At 60.5% G+C, this 20,611-nt stretch carries 20 protein-coding genes; 12 read left to right on the forward strand and 8 right to left on the reverse strand.

Going from position 1 to position 20,611, the window contains the following annotated elements:
- The 4 genes from plsY to IBX59_RS12565 form a co-directional block, all read right to left on the reverse strand.
- A partial coding sequence (gene plsY, locus IBX59_RS12550; protein ID WP_296376050.1) for a glycerol-3-phosphate 1-O-acyltransferase PlsY occupies positions 1-524 on the reverse strand: 524 nt, incomplete at its 3' end.
- Positions 524-1,807 carry a dihydroorotase gene (gene pyrC, locus IBX59_RS12555; protein WP_296376052.1) on the reverse strand — a complete coding sequence of 428 codons (1,284 nt, stop codon included), beginning with the start codon at positions 1,805-1,807 and terminating at the stop codon, positions 524-526. The genes plsY and pyrC, both read right to left, overlap by 1 nt.
- A 14-nt stretch (positions 1,808-1,821) precedes the next feature.
- Positions 1,822-2,334: a hypothetical protein gene (locus IBX59_RS12560; RefSeq protein WP_296376054.1), complete on the reverse strand. Its 513-nt coding sequence runs from the start codon at positions 2,332-2,334 to the stop codon at positions 1,822-1,824.
- Positions 2,331-3,281: an aspartate carbamoyltransferase catalytic subunit gene (locus IBX59_RS12565; protein WP_296376056.1), complete on the reverse strand. Its 951-nt coding sequence runs from the start codon at positions 3,279-3,281 to the stop codon at positions 2,331-2,333. Before IBX59_RS12565 ends, IBX59_RS12560 begins: the two co-directional genes overlap by 4 nt.
- A gap of 104 nt (positions 3,282-3,385) precedes the next feature.
- Between IBX59_RS12565 and IBX59_RS12570 the strand changes: the two genes are divergently transcribed.
- The 4 genes from IBX59_RS12570 to IBX59_RS12585 all read left to right on the forward strand — a co-directional run bounded on the left by IBX59_RS12570 (position 3,386) and on the right by IBX59_RS12585 (position 9,715).
- Positions 3,386-4,183 (forward strand): uracil-DNA glycosylase, encoded by a 798-nt coding sequence (locus tag IBX59_RS12570; protein ID WP_296376086.1) that lies wholly within the window; start codon positions 3,386-3,388, stop codon positions 4,181-4,183.
- Between the two features lie 70 nt (positions 4,184-4,253).
- Positions 4,254-4,796 carry a molybdenum cofactor biosynthesis protein B gene (gene moaB, locus IBX59_RS12575; RefSeq protein WP_296376058.1) on the forward strand — a complete coding sequence of 181 codons (543 nt, stop codon included), beginning with the start codon at positions 4,254-4,256 and terminating at the stop codon, positions 4,794-4,796.
- 72 nt (positions 4,797-4,868) lie between these two features.
- On the forward strand, positions 4,869-6,323 hold the full coding sequence (locus tag IBX59_RS12580; protein WP_296376061.1) for an efflux transporter periplasmic adaptor subunit: 1,455 nt from the start codon (positions 4,869-4,871) through the stop codon (positions 6,321-6,323).
- Positions 6,323-9,715, forward strand: a complete 3,393-nt coding sequence (locus IBX59_RS12585; RefSeq protein WP_296376063.1) for an efflux RND transporter permease subunit — start codon at positions 6,323-6,325, stop codon at positions 9,713-9,715. The genes IBX59_RS12580 and IBX59_RS12585 overlap by 1 nt, the downstream gene beginning before the upstream one ends.
- On the opposite strand, the gene IBX59_RS12590 is transcribed toward IBX59_RS12585, so the two are convergent.
- On the reverse strand, positions 9,712-10,512 hold the full coding sequence (locus tag IBX59_RS12590; protein WP_296376066.1) for a protein-disulfide reductase DsbD domain-containing protein: 801 nt from the start codon (positions 10,510-10,512) through the stop codon (positions 9,712-9,714). The two genes, IBX59_RS12585 and IBX59_RS12590, sit on opposite strands and share 4 nt — an antisense overlap.
- 106 nt (positions 10,513-10,618) lie before the next feature.
- On the opposite strand from IBX59_RS12590, the gene IBX59_RS12595 reads away from it, so the two are divergent.
- Positions 10,619-11,188, forward strand: a complete 570-nt coding sequence (locus tag IBX59_RS12595) for a YqgE/AlgH family protein (RefSeq protein ID WP_296376068.1) — start codon at positions 10,619-10,621, stop codon at positions 11,186-11,188.
- On the opposite strand, the gene IBX59_RS12600 is transcribed toward IBX59_RS12595, so the two are convergent.
- Positions 11,185-11,745, reverse strand: coding sequence for a TlpA disulfide reductase family protein (locus IBX59_RS12600; RefSeq protein WP_296376070.1), 561 nt, complete (start codon positions 11,743-11,745; stop codon positions 11,185-11,187). The two genes, IBX59_RS12595 and IBX59_RS12600, sit on opposite strands and share 4 nt — an antisense overlap.
- 13 nt (positions 11,746-11,758) lie before the next feature.
- On the opposite strand from IBX59_RS12600, the gene argH reads away from it, so the two are divergent.
- The 4 genes from argH to IBX59_RS12620 all read left to right on the forward strand — a co-directional run bounded on the left by argH (position 11,759) and on the right by IBX59_RS12620 (position 16,332).
- Entirely contained in the window at positions 11,759-13,147 is a 1,389-nt protein-coding gene (argH, locus tag IBX59_RS12605) for an argininosuccinate lyase (RefSeq protein ID WP_296376072.1), read from the forward strand.
- Positions 13,144-13,317 carry a hypothetical protein gene (locus IBX59_RS12610; RefSeq protein WP_296376075.1) on the forward strand — a complete coding sequence of 58 codons (174 nt, stop codon included), beginning with the start codon at positions 13,144-13,146 and terminating at the stop codon, positions 13,315-13,317. The genes argH and IBX59_RS12610 overlap by 4 nt, the downstream gene beginning before the upstream one ends.
- A complete protein-coding gene (locus IBX59_RS12615; protein WP_296376077.1) occupies positions 13,317-13,655 on the forward strand; it encodes a DUF2834 domain-containing protein in 339 nt (112 codons plus the stop codon). Before IBX59_RS12610 ends, IBX59_RS12615 begins: the two co-directional genes overlap by 1 nt.
- 154 nt (positions 13,656-13,809) lie before the next feature.
- Positions 13,810-16,332 (forward strand): TIGR02302 family protein, encoded by a 2,523-nt coding sequence (locus IBX59_RS12620; RefSeq protein WP_367119382.1) that lies wholly within the window; start codon positions 13,810-13,812, stop codon positions 16,330-16,332.
- A 31-nt stretch (positions 16,333-16,363) separates the two neighbouring features.
- Here the strand turns inward: IBX59_RS12620 and IBX59_RS12625 are convergent, their stop codons facing one another.
- Complete coding sequence (locus IBX59_RS12625) at positions 16,364-17,167, reverse strand: zinc-ribbon domain-containing protein (RefSeq protein WP_296376079.1); 804 nt, start codon at positions 17,165-17,167, stop codon at positions 16,364-16,366.
- A gap of 169 nt (positions 17,168-17,336) precedes the next feature.
- On the opposite strand from IBX59_RS12625, the gene IBX59_RS12630 reads away from it, so the two are divergent.
- From IBX59_RS12630 to IBX59_RS12640, 3 genes are read left to right on the forward strand one after another with little or no spacing between them, the layout of a single operon-like run.
- Positions 17,337-18,011, forward strand: a complete 675-nt coding sequence (locus IBX59_RS12630; protein ID WP_296376081.1) for a cell division ATP-binding protein FtsE — start codon at positions 17,337-17,339, stop codon at positions 18,009-18,011.
- 20 nt (positions 18,012-18,031) lie between these two features.
- Positions 18,032-18,901, forward strand: coding sequence for an FtsX-like permease family protein (locus IBX59_RS12635; RefSeq protein WP_296376090.1), 870 nt, complete (start codon positions 18,032-18,034; stop codon positions 18,899-18,901).
- A complete protein-coding gene (locus IBX59_RS12640) occupies positions 18,898-19,626 on the forward strand; it encodes a 1-acyl-sn-glycerol-3-phosphate acyltransferase (protein WP_296376084.1) in 729 nt (242 codons plus the stop codon). The genes IBX59_RS12635 and IBX59_RS12640 overlap by 4 nt, the downstream gene beginning before the upstream one ends.
- Before the next feature lie 5 nt (positions 19,627-19,631).
- Here IBX59_RS12640 and IBX59_RS12645 read toward each other — a convergent pair whose 3' ends face one another.
- Entirely contained in the window at positions 19,632-20,594 is a 963-nt protein-coding gene (locus IBX59_RS12645) for an acetyl-CoA carboxylase carboxyltransferase subunit alpha (protein ID WP_296376093.1), read from the reverse strand.
- Between the last annotated feature and the right edge of the window lie 17 nt (positions 20,595-20,611).

The following is a 20,611-nucleotide window of genomic DNA, read 5'->3' on the forward strand; positions in this document are numbered from 1 at the left end:
AGGATGATGCCCAGCAGGAACGTCTCTCCGTAGCCGGTAAAGACCATGACCACCGGGGTCCAGCCTGCCGCGACCAGTGCGGCCAACGATGAATAGCGGGTGATGACTGCGATCACCAGCCAGATGCCGCAGGCGGTCAGCCCCATGGGCCATGCCAGCGCCAGCATGATCCCCAGATACGTGGCAACCCCCTTACCCCCCCGGAACCACAGCCAGACCGGAAAGCAATGCCCGACAAAGGCCAGCAATGCGGCGATCTGCACCGCGTCTTCGGCGGCAAAGGCCCGCGCCAGCAGCACCGCGGCGATCCCCTTGCCCGCGTCGCCCAGCAGGGTCAGGGCCGCGGCCTTTTTGTTGCCGGTGCGCAGCACGTTGGTCGCCCCGATATTGCCCGACCCGATATCGCGCAGATTGCCAAGGTTCATCACCCGCGCCAGCAGCACCCCGCTGGGGATCGACCCCAACAGATAGCCGATCACGCCCCACAGAAGCAAAATGCTGGCCGCGCTTTCGAATACCGTCATCAAATTACCCCCCAGACGCGCTGGCCGTCCACCCATGTTCCCAGCACACGGCCCTGTAGGCGCGCGCCGTCAAAGGGGGTGTTCTTGGATTTCGAGTGTAACGTGGTCCGGTCCAGTTGGAACGGTGCGTCGGGATCAAACAGGACCAGATCGGCAGGCGCGCCTTGCAGCAACCGCCCCGCGTCCAGCCGCAGCAAATGCGCGGGATTCAGCGCCAACGCACGAAACAGGCGCGGCAGATCGATCATATCGGCGTGATACAGTCGCAGTGCAGCAGGCAGCAGCGTTTCCAAACCGACGGCGCCGCTGGCGGCTTCCTCAAAGGGCAGGCGTTTGCTTTCTTCGTCTTGCGGCGTGTGCATCGAACAGATGATGTCGATCAGCCCGTCAGCGACCGCCTGCACCACGGCGATCCGGTCGTCTTCGCTGCGCAGCGGTGGTTTGAGTTTGAAGAAAGTGCGGTAATCAGCCACGTCCAGCTCGTTCAACGTCAGATGGTGGATGCTGACGCCTGCGGTAATGGCCAACCCGTTGCGCTTGGCCCGTTCCAGCGCGGGCAGGGCGCGTGCGGTGGTGATCTGGTCGGCGTGATAGCGCGCGCCGGTCATTTCCAGCAGGCTGATATCGCGGTCCAGCGCCATGCGTTCGGCCATCGGTGAAACGCCGGGCAACCCGCGCAGGGACGCGAATTTGCCCGATGTCACGGCGGCCCCGTCGGACAGGCCGGGGTCTTGCACATGGGCGATGACCAGCGCGTCAAGGCTGCGGGCATAGGTCAACGCGCGGGAAAACACCTTGGTATTCGTGACGACCCTGTCGCAATCGGTAAAGGCGACAGCACCGGCATCTTGCAAGAACCCGATTTCGGTCATCTCTTGGCCCATGCGGCCCTTGGTCAGCGCGGCCATCGGCAACACGTGCACGGGCGCGTCGGCCTGCGCGCGGCGTTCGACAAACTCCAGCGTTTCGGGCGTGTCGATGGCCGGGGTTGTGTCGGGGCGCGTGACGATGGTGGTGACCCCGCCTGCCGCTGCCGCACGGCCCGCAGAGCGGAATGATTCCTTGTGCCGTTCACCGGGTTCGCTGACTTTGACGCCGATGTCGATGATACCGGGTGCAAGGCACATACCGCCGCAGTCGATGACCATTGCCCCTTGGGGCGGTGTGGGCGTGATGTCGTACACATCAACAATCCGGCCATTTTGAACCAAAAGCGCACCGGCGCTGTCAGTCAGCGCCACGGGGTCGATCAGCCGGGCATTGGTGAAAAGGGTCGTTGTCATCTGTCTGTCCTTTGTCATCCCGCCACCCAGATCATCAGCCCGACCAGTGCGAACATCACGATCAGTGCAACCGTCGCGATCATCCCGCCGATGCGTGCGTCGGATTTGGGCGCTTTGGCAGGCACATCACCGATAATCCCCTTGGCCGATCCGTCGGGCAGGCTGACGGGGGCAGTGATCCGCACATCGCGGCTATAGGTCGTCACATGGCGCATCCCTAGCGCGAGCGTGAGCGTTTCCGCTTGCCCCGAGGTTGCGCGTGACAGGATCAGGATCGCGGTGCCGTTGATCGCGTTGACCGCCCGTTTATCCACTGCGTCCGGGGACATGTCATATCCTTGGGCGATATAATCCGTCAGGGTCATGTCCCCCAGATCAGCGGTGCGCACAACATCGATAAATGTCATGTCCAGTTTCGCCCCGAAAAGCTGTTCCAGCGTTTCGGCGGTTGGTTCTGCAATGGCCTGATCCGTGGCAAAGACCCGGATCTGCCCATGATCATTGGCGGGGATTGTCAACGTTGTCATACCATGACCGCCTGGCGGCCCGCGCGGATGTTGCGCGCCAGCAGGTCCATCGCGGCCATCCGCACCGCGACCCCCATTTCGACCTGTTCCTGAATCACCGACCGGTTGATGTCATCGGCAATCGTGCCGTCGATTTCGACGCCGCGGTTCATCGGACCGGGGTGCATGACAATGGCGTCGGGTTTTGCAAAGGCCAGTTTTTCCGCGTCCAGCCCGTAGCGGTGGAAATATTCCCGTTCTGACGGGATAAAGCCGCCGTCCATCCGTTCCTTTTGCAGCCGCAGCATCATCACCACATCAACGTCGCGAAGCCCCTCTTTCATGTCTTCGAAGACTTCGACCCCGAATTCACTGATGCCAGCGGGCATCAGCGTGGGTGGCCCGATCAGCCTGATCCGGTTTTCCATCTTGCCCAGCAGCATGATGTTGGATCGCGCCACCCGGCTGTGCGCGATATCGCCGCAGATGGCGACAGACAGCCGGTGAAGCCGCCCCTTTGCCCGCCTGATCGTCAGCGCATCCAGAAGGGCCTGGGTCGGGTGTTCGTGACGCCCGTCGCCTGCGTTCAGCACTGCGCAGTTCACCTTTTGCGCCAAAAGATCCACCGCGCCCGAATGGGGATGGCGCACCACCAACAAATCGGGCCGCATTGCGTTCAGCGTCAGCGCGGTATCGATCAGCGTTTCGCCTTTCTTGATCGACGACGCCTGCATCGCCATGTTCATGACATCCGCGCCCAGACGTTTGCCAGCCAGTTCAAAACTGGTCTGCGTCCGGGTCGAGCTTTCGAAGAACATGTTGATCTGCGTCATCCCGGCCAGAACGTCGCGATGTGCAATGCCTTTGCGGTTATGATCGGCATAGCTGTCGGCAAGATCCAGAAGCGTTGTAATCTCGGTCGGGTGCAGCGGTTCGATGCCCAATAGATGCCTGGCGCGGAATGTCATGGTCTGCCCCTTTGTCGCGGTTGGTCTGCTTATAGCAGGCACGCGGGGCGCTTCAATGCCGGACCCACTGCACATCCCTTGCGATTGCGCCTAAGATGCCAGTCATGGAATCGGGCAACACATATTGGCATGACCGCGCCCTGCTGGAATGGCAGGTCGAATTGGGCGTCACCGATGCAATTTTGGACGCGCCCGTTGATCGATACCGATTGGAGCAAGCCAAGCCTGCACCCACGCCGGGGCAGGCGGTGCGCCCGATTGCGCCGAACTCGACAACGGCAAAAACAGAAAAAACGGACCCAGTGGCGATTGCCCGCGCCACGGCGGCAGGCGTGACCGATCTGGCGGAACTGGCTGCGGCGATGGCCGCCTTTGAATACTGTGAAATCAAACGCGGTGCCCGCAATTTCGTTTTTGCCGACGGTAGTCCCGCCGCCCGCGTCATGATCGTTGGCGAGGCACCGGGCCGCGAAGAGGATCGTGCAGGCAAGCCATTCGTGGGTCGTGCCGGTCAGTTGCTGGACCGGATGCTGGGCGCGATTGGCCTGGACCGGGCGGCGGCTGACCCCGCCCAAGCGGCGTATATCACGAACGTCTTGCCATGGCGGCCCCCTTCCAACCGCACGCCCGAGCGGGATGAAATTGCGATGATGCTGCCGTTTGTCGAAAGGCATATCGCCTTGGCAGATCCAGATATGATTGTTTTGATGGGAAATACGCCATGTCAGGCCTTGCTGGGGCGCGCTGGCATCACCCGGATGCGTGGCACATGGGAAACGGTCATGGGCCGTCCAGCCTTGCCGATGTTCCACCCTGCCTATTTGCTGCGCAACCCCGCCGCCAAGCGCGAGGCATGGGCTGACTTGCTGGCATTGCGCGCGACGCTTCGGAAAGGCGAATAAATGTTTTGCCCCATTCTGCATGTGGTATCAGAGGATAAACATTCCTGGTTTGAAGGCTGCGAGTTGACCCATGAGCCGTATTGACGAAACAAAAACATTCATGCCTGTCCGCATCGCTGTGCTGACGGTCAGCGATACAAGGACGCTAGCGGATGATAAATCCGGGCAGGTGCTTGTGGACCGTATCACTGCCGCCGGGCATATTCTGGCTGACCGCCAGATCGTCACGGACGATCGCGACCGGATCATCACGCGGCTAAGCAAATGGTGCGCCAGCCACGAGGTTGACGTGATTATCAGCACCGGTGGCACCGGTCTGACCGGACGCGATGTAACGGTCGAGGCGCATCGCGCGGTTTATGAAAAGGAAATCGACGCCTTTGGCACGATTTTCACGATTGTCAGCATGCAAAAGATCGGCACCAGCGCCGTGCAAAGCCGGGCCACCGCCGGGGTTGCGCAGGGCACTTATCTGTTTGCCCTCCCCGGGAGCCCCGGTGCCTGCAAGGACGCATGGGATGAAATCTTGAGCAAACAGCTTGATTATCGGCACTTGCCCTGTAATTTCGTCGAAATCATGCCCAGATTAGACGAACATTTGCGCCGCAAATAACGTTCTGGTGCAGATGACTCGACGGACAGGTCTTTGGGCCTATCTATCAGTTGCAGTTCAAGGATACCAAGAATGCGTTTTCTACGTCGAAGCCTGTCAGGCATATTCCTGTTGGCAATCACGCTGACGCTGTTGGCATGGGCCGGGATCATGGTGCGCGATGCCATTGTGACCCGCATGAATGCCGAACCGCGGAATTTTCCACAGCGTGAACGGGTCTTTGCGGTGAATGTGGTGACGCTGACCCCGCAAACAATTGTTCCTGAATTGACGGTCTTTGGTGAATTGCGCAGTCAGCGGATGCTGGACCTGCGCAGTGCGACCGGCGGCACGGTGCTGTCGGCGTCTGATGCGCTGGTCGAAGGTGGCACCGTCACCGCAGGGCAGCTTTTGTTGCGGATCGATCCGGTCGAGGCGCAGGCAGCCTTGGACCGTGTGCGCGCCGATTTGCAGGATGCGCAGGCTGAACTGCGTGATGCTGAACGTGCGTTGATACTGGCTGGGGATGAACTGGCCGCCGCCCGCGCGCAGGCCAGCTTGCAAGATCAGGCGCTGGCGCGGGCGCGCGACCTTCTGAACAGGGGAGTTGGCACGGCGGCAGCCGTCGAAAATGCAGAGCTGGCCGCCTCAAGCGCGCAGGCATCTGTGTTGAACCGCAGACAGTCTGTTGCCAGTGCTCAGGCGCGGATTGATCAGGCGACAACCCGTCTGGCGCGGGCGCGCATCAACGTAGCAGAGGCGGAACGCGCCTTGTCTGACACAGAGGTTTTTGCTGCCTTTGATGGCGCGCTTGCCGATGTCACGATCAGCGACGGCGGCCGCGTGACGGCCAATGAACGTTTTGCCCAACTCGTTGATCCGACGATGCTCGAAGTGGCATTTCGGGTGTCAACCTCGCAATATGCGCGGCTGCTGGATGGCAACGGCACATTGATCCGGGCGCCGGTCAGCGTGGCGCTGGATGTGTCGGGTGTGAACCTGCGCGCCAGCGGTCAGATCACCCGCGAAGGCGCCTCGGTCGGCACGGGGCAGACCGGGCGTCTGTTGTTTGCCCGGTTAGAGGCCGCGCCAGGGTTCCGGCCTGGCGATTTTGTGACCGTCAGCATTGATGAACCCGCGCTGGACAATGTGGCGCTGGTGCCTGCTGCGGCTCTGGCTGCAGATGGCACCGTTTTGGTGGTCGGCGAAGATGACCGGCTGGAAAGCGGTTCCGTTACCTTTCTTCGCAGGCAAGGGGATAACGTGATCATCGGGATCGGTGAACTGGCAGGGGCGACGATTGTTGCCGAACGTTCGCCGCTTTTGGGGACAGGGATCAGGGTGAACCCGATCCGCCCGGGTGGTGCAGCCGCGCCGGCGGAACCGGATATGATTGCGCTGGATGACGAACGCCGTGCCAAGCTGGTGGCTTATGTGACCCAAAGCCCAATGCCCGACGATGTGAAAGCCCGTATCATCGGGCAGTTGCAGGCAGATGAAGTGTCGTCGGAAACGATCGCGCGGCTGGAAAGCAGGATGGGAAGCTGATGGCGACCGGTGGCGAAAAGCTGAACGCGCGGGCGGGGGGCATCCTGTCCTATTTCACGCGGCATCGGACGGCGGCGAACCTGCTGTTGGTGCTGATGATCGCGGCGGGTGTTCTGGCAATCCCCAACATGCGCGCGCAGTTTTTCCCCGATGTGGTTGTCGATGATCTGACCGTTTCCGTCACTTGGCAGGGGGCCGGTGCCGAAGATGTGGATGCAGCCATCGTGCAGGTGCTGGAACCTGTGCTGTTGGGGGTGGAAGGGGTCATGTCATCGTCGGCCACTTCGACCGAAGGGCGTGCATCTATCCGGCTTGAATTTGACCCGGGCTACGATATCGACCGGGCTGCGGAAGACGTGCAAATGGCGGTAGACAGCACCGGCAACCTGCCCGATGACGCGGATGACCCCAATGTGCGGCGCGGCGGCTGGTCTGATCGGGTCACCGATGTTGTCATAACCGGACCGGTGGGCGTGGATCAACTGGCGCGCTTTGCTGATGAAATGGCGGTCCGGCTTTTTGCCGAAGGCGTCACAAGCGTCATCATCCAAGGTGTTGCGGCCCCCTCGACCATTGTGGAGGTGCCGTCGCTGGCGCTGATCGAACATGATGTTTCGATGGCCGAGATTGCCGCGCGGATCGGGCAAGAGGCCGCCGCTGCCCCCGCAGGTGATGTGTCGGCGACGGCACGGGTGCGCACTGGCGTTGCCAAACGCACCGCTGACGAAATCGGTGGAATTGTCCTGCGGTCCAACCCTGACGGGTCCAAGTTGACCGTCGCGGATGTTGCGAGCATCAGGGTGGAAGGTATCGACCGCAACCGCGCCTATTTTGTTGGTGATGATCCGGCAATCAAGATGCGGGTGCAGCGATCGGCCAAGGGCGATGCCATCGGCATGCAGCGCACGGTGGAGCAGGTGGCCGAACGGCTGAGCGCATCGCTTCCTGCGGGCGTGGACATCACATTGACCAATGCCCGGGCAGATATGATTACAGGGCGCCTTGATATTCTGGTTACCAACGGCCTGACGGGGCTATTGCTGGTTGTGACGCTCTTGTTCCTGTTTCTGAACGCGCGCACGGCCTTTTGGGTGGCGGCGGGCATTCCCGTTGCCATGCTGGCCGCAATTGCGCTGATGTATGCGGTCGGGATCACCATCAACATGATATCGCTTTTCGCGCTGATCATCACCTTGGGGATCGTGGTTGATGACGCAATTGTCGTGGGGGAACATGCGGATTATCGGGTGCGCAAACTGGGCGAAACGCCGGTGCAAGCTGCTGAAAATGCGGCAAGGCGGATGTTTAGCCCGGTTTTTTCTGCAACCCTGACCACGATCATCGCCTTTTTCGGGCTGGTGGTCATCGGCGGGCGCTTTGGTGACCTGATCGCCGATATCCCGTTCACGGTCATCGTTGTGCTTGCCGCCAGTCTGGTGGAATGTTTCCTGATCCTGCCCAACCACATGAGCCACGCCATCGCCCATTCGGCCAAGGAACATTGGTATGACCTGCCATCGCGTGTCGTAAATCGCGGGTTTGAATGGGTGCGCGAAACCTTGTTCCGCCCCTTGATGGCGGGTGTCATCGCGGCCCGGTATCCGGTTCTGGCGCTGGCGCTGGTCGCATTGGCCAGCCAGGTGTCGCTGTTCATCAAGGGCGATGTTACCTGGCGGTTCTTCAATTCACCCGAACAATCGCAGGTTACGGGAAACTTTGCCATGCTGCCCGGTGCCGACCGGGATGATACGCTGGCGATGATGCGCGAAATGCAGCGCGCGACCGAAGCATTAGGCGCCCAATACGAGGCCGAACATGGCGCCAACCCTCTCAAGTTTGTGGTGGCCGAGGTGGGGGGTAATTCTGGCCGTGCGATTGCCGGGTCCGATACCAAAGACGCCGATCAGTTGGGCGCGATCACCATCGAACTGATCGACGCAGACAGCCGCCCCTATAGTAGCTTTGCGTTTGTCAGTGCATTGCAGGACAGTATCCGCCAGCACCCCATGGCTGAAACCGTCAGTTTCCGCAGTTGGGGAACAGGCCCCGGCGCGGACAGTCTTGATGTGCAGATGTTCGGTGCCGACAGCGACACGCTTAAGGCTGCGGCAGAGGCGCTGAAATCCGAATTGGCCCGCTTCCCCGAAATCTCGGGGCTGGAAGACACATTGGCCTACGATAAGGAAGAACTGATCCTGGAACTGACCCCGCAGGGGCAGGCTTTGGGGCTGAATATTGAAGGGCTGGGCCGCCTGCTGCGCAACCGTCTGGGCGGGATCGAGGCTGCAAGCTATCCCGATGGCACACGGTCTGCAACGATCCGTGTGGAACTGCCATCTGATGAACTGTCAGCTGATTTTCTGGATCGCACCCAGATTCGCACGGGTGACGGTGCCTACGTGCCATTGGCCGATGTTGTCACCGTCCAAAGCCGGACGGGATTTTCCACCGTGCGCCGTGAAAACGGGATTCAGCTGATTTCCGTTCTGGGCGAATTGGACGAAGGCGACGCCGCGCGCGCCACCGAAATCCAACAGATCATCGCGACAGATATTCTGCCCCGGATCGAAAGCAATTTTGGTATCGAAACCCGGCTGGCAGGCCTGAGCGAACAAGAAGACCGCTTTCTCAGCGATGCGCTGAACGGGCTGGTTCTTGTGCTGTTGGGCATTTATCTGACGCTGGCATGGATTTTCAGCAGTTGGACCCGGCCCGTGGTTGTGATGGCGATTATTCCTTTCGGGCTGGTCGGCACAATCTATGGTCATGCGCTTTGGGGGATACCGATGAGCATGTTCACTGTCGTGGGTCTGATCGGGATGACCGGAATCATTATCAACGACAGTATTGTGTTGGTCACGACGGTTGACGACTATGCATCAGATCGCGGCCTGATACCGGCAATTATTGATGGCGCGGCAGACCGGCTGCGCCCTGTGATGCTGACGACACTGACAACCGTTCTTGGCTTGGCCCCGCTGCTATATGAAGGATCGACGCAAGCGGAATTTCTTAAGCCGACGGTGGTGACGCTGGTGTTTGGTTTGGGCTTTGGCATGTTTTTGGTATTGTTGATCGTCCCATCGCTCATCGCAATGCAGGACGATGTGCACCGGCAGGTGCAGGCGGCCAAACGGGCGCTGCGCGGGCGTAAAATGGCGCTGTTCGCGCCTGCGGGTGTGGGCGGCGTCTTGGCTGTGGCGCTGTTTGCCGTGACGGTTGCGCCTGTGCTGATTACTGGCGCGCCGTGGGCGCCGCTGGCGGAAATGCTGCCTGTTTTGCAGGCTGGATTCGCCGGAGCCTTGGCCGTATTTGCCGTGGCGCTGTTGGCTGTTTTGCTGGTGATCTATCTGATAAGCGCATCAATCCTTGGCCTGCAACGCCGCGCTTAATTGCCCTGACAGCCCTGCAACTCGATGGCCTGCGATGCACCCAGCAAGGTCATCCTCAGTTGTGACCTGTCCAGTGCAAACGGGCCGCTGGAAATATGCACCATGTCAACGGTTGCCTGCAATCTGCCGTTTGTGCGGGTAATGTCAGCTTCGGATACCCAAACGTCAGGGGAACCGGATTCGATAACGACAAGACCCGCCATACTGGTTTCAGGCAGTGCCAGCGAGGCAGTGACCTGCAATCCGTCAGCAATTTGTGCGATGGTGCAAGTAACAGGGCCAAGCGTTGCTTCGCCTGCTGTCAGGGGGCGGTTGACCAAAGCGGCCACAATGGCCGCATCGCGTTTGCCTTCAGGTGGCAGCAACGTATCAAAGTGCAGGCTGACAGGGATACAGATTTCCTCGCAGACGCCAATATCAATCTGCCCGGTCATATGCAGCGGGGCATCGGTGTTGGTGGCCGCAATCTTCAGCGGAAACACAACGCTGTCATGATAGCCGATCGTGCGCTGGCCGTCCTGGTCAAACACCTCTGGCACGGGCCAATGGGGCACAACGGTGCCGATATTGTTCGACCCTTCAAAGCTGAAATGCGGCGGAATTCCTGCATCACCGGGCGCTCGCCAATAGGTTTTCCACCCCGGCTGCAGTGTGATCCGCAGCCCCGCCATATGGCTGCCGTCAGCCATCCGCCACCCCGGCAATACCTCGATCTTGGCAAGGTTGTCATAGGATTGGGCCGGCAACATGTGCGGCGTGCAAAGCAGAGCAAAGGATGCAACAAGTTTTTTCAACATCCTTTGGGTGTCCGACATTGCCGCTGAAATGAAAAGTCACTTTTGGGCGAGGGTGTCGTGCGCACCACCCCTTGCACCGGGCGGACAACAGCCACATCTTAGGGCTATGACAACACCGACCACCAGCCTTGTTGGCAAATTGCTGATCGCCATGCCTGACATGGGTGATCCCCGCTTTGCGCAAAGCGTCATTTACATGTGCGCCCATTCCGACGATGGCGGGATGGGCCTGATCGTGAACAAGCCGCAGATCGGGGTGCAATTCGCTGATTTGCTGGATCAACTGGGAATCGCCAAATCCCCGGATGTGCGCGACATCCGCGTGCATTTCGGTGGTCCTGTGGAACATGCGCGCGGCTTTGTGCTGCATTCGGGCGATTATGTTTCTGGCGCAGGCACTTTGCAGGTTGATGATCATATCGGCATGACCGCAACGCTGGATGTGCTGGAAGACATCGCCAAGGGCAATGGCCCCAAAGCATCCATGCTGGCGCTGGGCTATGCCGGATGGGGGCCGGGCCAGCTTGAGGCCGAAATCGCCCAGAACGGCTGGCTGATATGCGATCCACGTGATGACATCATCTTTGGTCGCGCGAACGAACATAAATGGTCCGCCGCGCTGAAGGTATTGGGGATCAATCCGCTGCTTTTGTCACCGACAGCGGGACGCGCTTAGGCGGGGGTGTCGATCAAGGCGCGCATGATGGCCAGCGCGCTGTCGCTGGACCAATCCGCATCCCCTTGCAAACGGGCGATTTCCTGACCTTGTGGATCAAGGATGACAGTCACGGGCAATCCCAGCACGCCCATGCTGCGCGCGAGGGCCTGTCGCCCGTCTGTGTGCAAGGGTAGGTTGTCGACGGCAATTTCGGCAAAAAACCGTTCCATCGCCGGGCGCGGATTGCGGCCTGTGGCGATTGTCACGACCTGCATCGCGTCACCGCCCAGTTCCGATTGCAGGGCGGCCAGATGCGGCATTTCCTTGCGGCAGGGCGCGCACCATGTGGCCCAGAAATTCAGCACGACATATTGCCCCCGATAGGCGGCAAGGGTCATTTCAGACCCGTCCTGCCCCGTAAACGGCACATCGGAACCGGCCATTGGCGCGCTGTGCAACGTCAGTTTGCGCATGTCGCCTTCGCGCAGCGCAGCAATATCAGCGATATCGGCAAGACCGGTGTTTGCAACAAACGCCAGCGCCGTATAAAGCAGGGCTGATCTTAATTTCCGCATAGGCGTATCCTTCATGACCAAATCCGCTAATACGATGTGGGGCGGGCGTTTTGCCGCCGGACCAGACGCGATCATGGAGGCGATCAATGCCTCGATCGGGTATGACCGCAGGCTTGCGCCGCAGGACATCGCAGGTTCACGCGCCCATGCCGCCATGCTGGCAGCAACGGACATCATCAGCGATAGCGATGCCGCAGCGATCAGGGAAGCCCTGCTCACTGTATTGTCAGAGATTGAAACCGGCGCGTTTCCGTTTTCGACCGCACTCGAAGATATCCACATGAACGTCGAGGCGCGTTTGCGCGATCTGATCGGTGAACCCGCAGGGCGGTTGCACACGGCCCGTTCGCGCAACGATCAGGTGGCGGTCGATTTCCGCCTGTGGGTCCGCGATCAGTGCGATCAGGCTGATGCAGCGTTGGAGGCATTGCAAAAGGCGCTGCTGGATCAGGCAGGGGCAGGGGCGGATTGGGTGATGCCCGGGTTTACGCATTTGCAGGTGGCGCAGCCAGTCACCTGGGGCCATCACATGCTGGCCTATGTGGAAATGTTCGCCCGTGACAGGTCGCGCTTTGCTGATGCGCGCAAGCGGATGAACCAATCACCCTTGGGGGCGGCTGCGCTGGCGGGCACTTCGTTCCCGATTGACCGGCACATGACAGCGCAGGCGCTGGGCTTTGACGCGCCGATGGCCAATTCGCTGGATGCGGTCAGCGACCGCGATTTCGCGTTAGAGTATCTTGCCGCCGCCAGCATCTGTGCGATGCACCTGTCCCGCATGGCCGAGGAACTGGTGATCTGGTCGTCGGCGCAGTTCCGTTTCGTCAGGATGTCGGACAAATGGTCCACCGGGTCCAGCATCATGCCGCAAAAACGCAACCCCGACGCCGCTGAACTGATCCGCGCCAAGATCGGTCGGATTTTCGGGGCAAACGTCGCGCTGATGACGGTCATGAAGGGGCTGCCGCTGGCCTATTCCAAGGACATGCAGGAAGACAAGGAACAGGTGTTTGACGCTGCCGACAACCTGATGCTGGCCTTGGCTGCGATGACCGGCATGGTCGGGGACATGACCGCCAACCGCGATGCGCTGCACGCTGCCGCCAGCAGCGGCTTTTCCACCGCGACAGACCTTGCCGACTGGCTGGTGCGCGAACTGAACCTGCCCTTCCGCGAGGCGCATCACATCACCGGGTCGCTGGTTGCCGTTGCTGAAACCAAAGGCTGCGACCTGCCGGATCTAACGCTGGATGATATGCAGGCCGTGCATCCGGGCATCAGGGCCGATGTGTTCGATGTGTTGGGGGTTGAAAATTCTGTTGCCTCGCGCACTAGTTATGGGGGAACGGCCCCGGCGCAGGTGCGCGCGCAGGTCGCACGCTGGAAAGAGGTTTTATCATGAGACGCCTGGCTTTGATCATTGTTGTGGGTGCGCTTGCAGGATGCGGTGCTGATGGGCCGCCGTGGCGACCCAGCGCAAATGTCGGTCTTAGCCTTGGCTCTGGTGGTGTCAGCCCCAGTGCAAGCCTTGGCGCGTCGAACGGCCCTGTGACGGTCGGGGTCGGTTTCTGATGCGCATCGTCTTTCTGTTGCTGGCGATCTGGGGGGCCATTCACCCGATGTATTATTTCATCCAGTGGTTTCAGGCCGAAGGATGGAACATCATGGCGATGGTCGATGCATGGCATGCGAACGCCGCCAGCAGCGGGCTGGTCTGGGATCTGACCATTGCGGCCGTAACTCTGACGGTCTGGATCATCGCCGAGGTCAGCCGCACGCGGAATTATCTGGCGCTTTTTGCGATTCCTGCAACATTTGCGATCGGGGTCAGCTGCGGTTTGCCGCTCTACCTCTATCTGCGGGGGCGGATCGTCTATACCCGCGATCAGCGGATCCGCCGCGATTTTTAAGCAAGATTTCGCAGATCAATTTGCAGTTATTGGCCGGCGCCCTACCTAGATATGACATATCAATCAGGTTAGGGTCACGATAACGCGGCCCCAATACCGCGCGCAAAGGAGAGGCCCGCTGACCGATCAACCCGACCAGCTGCGTCATCTGCGTCTGCCTGTGGCGGTCACCCGTATCGGGATGCTGGCCGAACAGGTCGTGCGGGCGTTTTGGCCGCTTTGGACCGTTATTTTTCTTGTGCTTGCCCCACTCTTGATGGGGTGGCACGACATTGCGCCCGTGTCGGTATTCTGGGGGGGCGCGGTATTGTCCGTGATCGCGATTGCGGGCGCGTTTATCTGGGGTTTGAGGCACTTTCGCTTGCCCAGTCATGCGCAGGCGCTGGCTCGTCTGGATGCCAGCCTGCCGGGGCGCCCGATTGCTGCCCTTGCAGATACGCAAGCCATCGGCCGCGGCGATCCCGCGTCCGAGGCGGTGTGGCGCGCCCACGTCACCCGCATGGCTGCGCGCACCCGCGATGCCCGCCCCGTCGAACCCGATCTGCGCGTTGCGGAAAGCGACCCCTACGGTTTGCGGTTCATCGCGCTTTTGTTCTTTATAACGGCACTTCTTTTCGGGTCGGTCCTGCGTGTGGGCAGCGTCGGTGATATCGCGCGGGGTGGCGGACAGACGCTGGCGACAGGCCCTGTCTGGGAAGGCTGGGTTGCACCACCGGCCTATACCGGCAAACCGTCCATTTACCTGAACGACGTGCCAGCAGGCGCCCTGCGTGTGCCAAAGGGCAGCACGGTCACGATCCGGTTTTATGGCGAAGTCGGTGCGCTGACGCTGGCGGAAACCGTGTCTGCCAGAACCGAAGGGCTGGGCGCGGCAACCGACGCCGCGCAGAGCTTTGACATTGTCCAATCAGGGACGCTGACCATTTCCGGCGAAAACGGCATCCTTTGGACAATCACCGCCGTGCCTGACAGCCCGCCAGAAGTCATATTGACCGGTCCGGTCGAATCTGACGCTTTGGGCGAAATGTCCCAGCCGTTCACGGCACTGGACGATTATGGCGTCGAAAGCGGAACAGCCACGATCACGCTGAACCTTGCTGCTGTCGATCGGCGTCATGGGTTGGCGGTTGAGCCTGATCCCTTCGATTTGCTGGTGCTGGATTTGCCCATGCCCTTTTCCGGTGACCGCACGGAGTTCCAGGATTTCCTGATCGAAAACCTCAGCGAACACCCGCTGGCAAATCTGCCCGTGACCCTGCAGCTGGCGGTGACAGATGCGGCTGGTCAGACGGTGACCACCCCGCCAGAACCGATCATCCTGCCCGGGCGCCGGTTCTTTCAGCCCTTTGCAAAGGCCGTCATCGAACAGCGCCGTGATTTGATGTGGTCCAAGGCCAATGCACGCCGCATCAACCAGATTCTGCGGGCTATTTCGCACCGGCCAGAGGGGCTTTTTTCGAACGAAACCAGCTATCTGCGGCTGCGCGCAATCATTCGCCGCATGGATTCGATGGCAGAAACCGGAATGGATGAGGCCGGTCAGGCAGAGATTGTGCAGGCGCTGTGGGATCTGGCGATCCAGCTTGAGGATGGCCGCCTTGCCGATGCCCGCGAACGATTGCGCCGCGCACAGGAACGGCTGGCCGAGGCGATGCGCGATGGCGCCACCGACGAAGAAATCGCCGAACTGATGCAAGAACTGCGCGAGGCGACGAACGACTATATGCGTATGCTGGCGGAACAGGCGGAACCTTCCGACGGCACCGATCAGGCCGACAACAGTCAGAATACCATGCAGATGAGCCAGGACGAGCTTCAGGCGCTGATGGACCGGATCGAGGAACTGATGCAAGAAGGCCGCATGGCCGAGGCCGCCGAGCTGATGGAACAGCTTAACAGGTTGATGGAAAACATGCGTGTGACGATGGGGGAAGGCGGTGATGGCCCGCCAGGCCCCGGCCAGCAATCTATGCAGGATCTGGCTGATACGCTGCGAAATCAGCAAAATCTGTCAGATGATGCGTTCCGTGATTTGCAGGACCAGTTCAACCCCGGAGATCGGAACAACGGCCAGCAGCCCGGCCAAGATGGCCAGCAAGGCGATGGGCAGGGTGTCGGCGAAGAAGGCCAGCAAGGGCAGCAAAACGATAACGGTGCAGGTGCCGGCACGGGTGATGCGGGAAATCTGGCAGATCGTCAACGCGCCCTGCGTGACGAATTGCAGCGGCAGCGCAATGGCCTGCCGCAGCTTGACAATGACTCTGCCGATATTGCCCGCCGGTCGCTTGACCGCGCCGAAGGTGCAATGGACGAAGCGGAAAACGCCCTGCGCGGCGGTGATCTGGCCGAGGCGATAGACCAACAGGCCGATGCAATGGATGCCCTGCGTAATGGGATGCGCGAACTGGGTCAGGCGTTGGCCGAAAATCAGGGGCAGCCGGGACAGGGTGGTGAACAAGGCGAAGCGCGGGCGCGTCCGGTTCCCGGTGAACGTGACCCATTGGGGCGGCAAATGGGCACCACCGGGCAGCTTGGCACGAATCAGGAATTGCTGGGTCAACAGGATATCAACCGCCGCGCCGAAGAATTGCTGGGCGAAATTCGGCGCCGGTCTGCTGAACAAGACAGACCAGAGATTGAACGCGACTATTTGCGCCGGTTGCTGGATCAGTTCTGAAGGCCGCGGCGTCAAAAAACTATTTTGCTTTTTATCCGTCCGAAGGCGCGGCCATATCTGGCACAGGGGTTTCTGCCGCTGCGGGTATCAAGCCTTTTATCATAGTGCTGATTTGCCCGGCCACATCATGCAACTGGATGCGCAATTGATCGATTGTCTGGATATATTGCGTCATGAAAGTGCGGGTTTGCGGTAACTGTTCGACGATCTGCGCTGCAAAGAAATAGGGCATGATGGCGATGGCCAGCAGCACCAGCATCATTGTGAACCCGCGCCGGAATCCGCGCCGTTGCACGGATGGTTCTTGTTCCGCTCCGGTCACGGCCGCACGCCCAGTCGTTTGTGCATGGGCGCGCAAGGTTGCGTTGATCTCTTGAATATCAGGCACATTCCGCTGGCTGCTGCGCATCACGGCACCTGTGGATGCGGCAGCAATGGCGGCAGGTGTCGGCGCGGGTTGTTGTTCGGTGAGGCGTGAAATTCTTGCCCGCGTTTGCGCTGCGCGTTGGGCGGCGCTTTCTGTTGTCTTTTCAGTGGCCGTCACTTCGGTCTTGGGCAAGGCAAGATTGCGCGCGGCTTCTTCGCGCAAGATATTGGCAACCGACGAATCCAGTGCCCTGCGCGGCGCGGGCGCAAGTGATATCTTATCCGTTTCGGCAACGGCTTTTTCGGCTGCGGGTGAAGTCGGTGTCAGGATCGACCGGGTGCGTTGCGGCGTTTTGGTCTGAAACCACGTGTGCTGGCAATTAGAACATTGCACCTCGCGCCCGCCTTCCGGGATGACATCATCGTCGATGTCATATTGCGCATCACAATTGGGGCAAATCAGCCGCATGTTACTTGTTCCTTTTGCCCATCAACTTGTCATTGTGATTGCCGCAACCGACTGCAATCTAGCAACCACCACGTCAAACGCAAAGGAATTGCGCGGCATGTGCTGCGCATATCATTGAAACCTGTTGCAGATTTGGGCAGAACGGTCGGGTAAGCCAAAGGAAAACACCGTGATCGAATTGGACAATGTGTCATACGGCTATGGTGATAATCTGCTTTTTTCTGATTTGCAGCTGACACTTACGCCCGGATCGTTTCATTTTCTGACAGGCCCGTCAGGTGCGGGTAAAACCACGCTGTTGCGGCTGTGTTACGCAGATTTGCTGGCCCACGCCGGCCAGGTCCGGCTATTTGGCAAGGATGCAGCGGGGCTGGATCGTGATGCGGTGGCGATGGTCCGCCGACGGATCGGTGTTGTGCATCAGGACTGTCAGTTTCTGGATCATCTGACAATTTCGGAAAATATTGCGTTGCCCCTGATCGTGGCTGGCCGTGCGGCCGAAGCGGCCGGTGATCTGGCAGAGCTGCTTGCATGGGTCGGGCTTGGGTCACAGGCGGGACAGTTGCCGCCCGAATTGTCGGGGGGGGAACGCCAGCGCGCGGCGCTTGCGCGTGCGGTCATTATGGCCCCGGATGTCATTATCGCGGACGAACCTACAGGCAATGTGGATTGGGACATGTCGCAGCGTCTGTTGCGCCTGTTGATCGAGTTGAACCGCATGGGCAAGACGGTGCTGATCGCGACCCATGATCTGGCGATGATACGGTCAGTCAAGGCGGATGTGAACGCCCGTGTGCTGCGCCTGAAGGATGGGACATTGATACAGGCAGGGGCAGAACTGTGAAGGTTTTTCTGGATTTTGTCATGGGTGACCCGCAGGCCGACCGGGCTGTGCCGCCCAGCGGCATTACGGCGCGTCTGACCGTCTTTGTTGCTGCTGTCATGGCATTTCTGGCGGTGTTGGCGCTTGCCTTGTCGCTGTCGGCGGGGCGGGTGGCGGAACGTTGGGTGTCAGAGCTTGCGCAGGCGGCAACCCTGCGCCTGCCTGCATCTGAAGATCAGGCCGATGCGTTGCTGCGCGCAGCGCTACATGTGCTGGAAACAACGCCGGGTGTCGCCTCTGCCCGTGCCCTGAGCGCGGATGAACAAGCCGCGCTGCTGGCCCCATGGTTTGGCGCAGCCCTGCCGCTGGACACATTGCCAGTGCCCCAGCTGGTCGAGGTGATCGCTGATGCCGGGGGTTACGATCCCGAGGGTTTGCAGGCCCGGCTGGCCGCCGAGGTGCCGGGTGCGGTGCTGGATGATCACACAAGCTGGCGCGCGCCGCTGATTGCCGCGGCAGACCGGCTGCGGTTGATTGGCTGGCTGGTTGTCGTGTCGATTTTTGCCGCGATGGCGGCGATGATCACGCTGGCGGCACATGCGTCGCTGGCCGCAAATGCGCAGGTGATCCGGGTGCTGCGGCTGGTCGGTGCGCGTGACATCTATATCGCGCGCGGGTTCGTGCGCCGCTTTACCCTGCGCGCCGGGGCCGGGGCGGTCGCTGGTGTGGTGGCCGGCTTGATTGCCGTGATGCTGCTGCCACGGGGTGACGTGGCTGGCGGTTTCATCACCGGGCTGGGGTTCGCTGGCGCGGGCTGGCTCTGGCCCTTGGTCATTCCGCCGCTGGCCGCTATCGTGGCCTTTTTTGCGACACGTGCCGCCGCCCTGCGTCGGCTGAGGACTGAGACATGAGTTACGCAATCCAATGGCTGCGGTCGTTGATTTTCAATGCGCAGATGTATGGGGCGATGCTGGTGGTGGGCATTCTTTATGCGCCTGCCGCTATTGCATCGCGCAAAGGGGCGATTGCCGCCTGTCATGCCTATTGCCGCTATATCCGCTGGTCGGCGTCATGGATGATCGGGCTGAAAACAGAAATCAGGGGCACCCCGCCGACGGATGAGGTGATGATCGCGGCCAAGCATCAGTCATTCATGGATGTGATCGTTATTTATGGCGCGGTGCCGCGCGGCAAATTCATCATGAAAAGTATCCTGAAATATGCGCCGATCATCGGCCAGTTTGCCCTGCGGATCGGGTGCATCCCCGTTGACCGGGGCAAGCGCGGTGCGGCGATCAAGAAAATGCTGGCTGACGTGCGCGCCGGCCATGCGTTGCCGGGGCAGTTGATCATCTATCCGCAGGGCACGCGCGTCGGGCCGGGGGTCAACCGGCCCTATAAAATCGGCACCGCTGCTCTTTATCGTGATATGGTGCAACCGGTTGTGCCGGTCGCGACCAATGTGGGCGTGTTCTGGCCCAAGCGCGGGGTTTATCGCAAACCCGGCACCGCCGTTTTCGAATTCCTGCCAATGATCGAACCGGGCCTTGAGGTGGGCGATTTCATAACACGGCTGGAAAGAGATATCGAAACCGCCTGTGAGCGCCTGAACAAAGAGGCCGGGTTTCGCGGGTAACGCGACTAGGCCGCCAGACCCTTTGACCCCAGATCAAGATATTTGCGCCGCCGGTCGGCGCGCAGGTCATCGGGGGACTGGCCTTCCATTTCGGTCAGCAATCGGGCAATCGTTGCGCCTACGGCCTTGATCGCGCCCTGCACGTTACGGTGCGCGCCGCCTTTTGGTTCCGGGATCACGGTGTCGCAGACGCCCAGTTCCGCCAGATCCTTGGATGTCAGGCGCAGGGCCTCGGCGGCTTCGCGCATTTTTTCGGCGTCTTTCCACAGGATGGATGCACAGCCTTCGGGGCTGATGACCGAATAGATCGAATGTTCCAGCATCGCCAGCCGGTTGGCCGTGGCAAAGGCAACTGCCCCGCCTGACCCGCCTTCGCCGATCACGACGCTGATCAGCGGCACGCCCAGTGACAGGCATTTTTCGGTGGACCGGGCAATCGCCTCGGACTGGCCGCGTTCTTCGGCACCTTTGCCGGGGTAGGCGCCGGGCGTGTCCACGATGGTTATCACCGGTAGGCCAAAACGATCAGCCAGATCCATCAGGCGGATCGCCTTGCGATACCCCTCGGGGCGGGCCATGCCAAAGTTGTGGGCGATGCGGGATTTGGTATCGTTGCCTTTTTCATGGCCAATCACCATGACGGGTTTATCGTTCAACCGGGCGATGCCCCCCATGACGGCATGATCGTCAGCAAAATTCCTGTCACCGGCCAGTGGTGTGTATTCGGTAAACAGCGCCTCGATATAGTCCTTGCAATGGGGGCGCTGGGGGTGGCGCGCGACAAGGCATTTGCGCCAAGGCGTCAGGTCTGCGTAAAGCGAAGTCAGCAGATCAGCCGCCTTTTTGTCCAGTGCGGCGGCCTCTTTCTCGATATCCATTTCGGGGTTGTCGCGGGCCATGGCGCGCAATTCTTCGGCCTTGCCTTCGATTTCGGCCAGCGGTTTTTCGAACTCAAGGTATTGGGTCATTGCGCACTCCGTTGTTG

This window comes from Yoonia sp. (assembly GCF_014859355.1).
Classification (GTDB): Bacteria; Pseudomonadota; Alphaproteobacteria; order Rhodobacterales; family Rhodobacteraceae; genus Yoonia.

Coding starts and splice junctions, on each gene's coding strand:
- IBX59_RS12560 (WP_296376054.1), bottom strand. CDS start 2,334: ATGACAACGTTGACAATCCCCGCCAATGATCATGGGCAGATCCGGGTC.
- IBX59_RS12585 (WP_296376063.1), top strand. CDS start 6,323: ATGGCGACCGGTGGCGAAAAGCTGAACGCGCGGGCGGGGGGCATCCTG.
- argH (WP_296376072.1), top strand. CDS start 11,759: ATGACCAAATCCGCTAATACGATGTGGGGCGGGCGTTTTGCCGCCGGA.
- IBX59_RS12615 (WP_296376077.1), top strand. CDS start 13,317: ATGCGCATCGTCTTTCTGTTGCTGGCGATCTGGGGGGCCATTCACCCG.
- moaB (WP_296376058.1), top strand. CDS start 4,254: ATGAGCCGTATTGACGAAACAAAAACATTCATGCCTGTCCGCATCGCT.
- IBX59_RS12600 (WP_296376070.1), bottom strand. CDS start 11,745: ATGCGGAAATTAAGATCAGCCCTGCTTTATACGGCGCTGGCGTTTGTT.
- IBX59_RS12580 (WP_296376061.1), top strand. CDS start 4,869: ATGCGTTTTCTACGTCGAAGCCTGTCAGGCATATTCCTGTTGGCAATC.
- IBX59_RS12610 (WP_296376075.1), top strand. CDS start 13,144: ATGAGACGCCTGGCTTTGATCATTGTTGTGGGTGCGCTTGCAGGATGC.
- IBX59_RS12570 (WP_296376086.1), top strand. CDS start 3,386: ATGGAATCGGGCAACACATATTGGCATGACCGCGCCCTGCTGGAATGG.
- IBX59_RS12645 (WP_296376093.1), bottom strand. CDS start 20,594: ATGACCCAATACCTTGAGTTCGAAAAACCGCTGGCCGAAATCGAAGGC.
- IBX59_RS12565 (WP_296376056.1), bottom strand. CDS start 3,281: ATGACATTCCGCGCCAGGCATCTATTGGGCATCGAACCGCTGCACCCG.
- pyrC (WP_296376052.1), bottom strand. CDS start 1,807: ATGACAACGACCCTTTTCACCAATGCCCGGCTGATCGACCCCGTGGCG.
- IBX59_RS12595 (WP_296376068.1), top strand. CDS start 10,619: ATGACAACACCGACCACCAGCCTTGTTGGCAAATTGCTGATCGCCATG.
- IBX59_RS12640 (WP_296376084.1), top strand. CDS start 18,898: ATGAGTTACGCAATCCAATGGCTGCGGTCGTTGATTTTCAATGCGCAG.
- IBX59_RS12635 (WP_296376090.1), top strand. CDS start 18,032: ATGGGTGACCCGCAGGCCGACCGGGCTGTGCCGCCCAGCGGCATTACG.
- IBX59_RS12590 (WP_296376066.1), bottom strand. CDS start 10,512: ATGTTGAAAAAACTTGTTGCATCCTTTGCTCTGCTTTGCACGCCGCAC.
- IBX59_RS12625 (WP_296376079.1), bottom strand. CDS start 17,167: ATGCGGCTGATTTGCCCCAATTGTGATGCGCAATATGACATCGACGAT.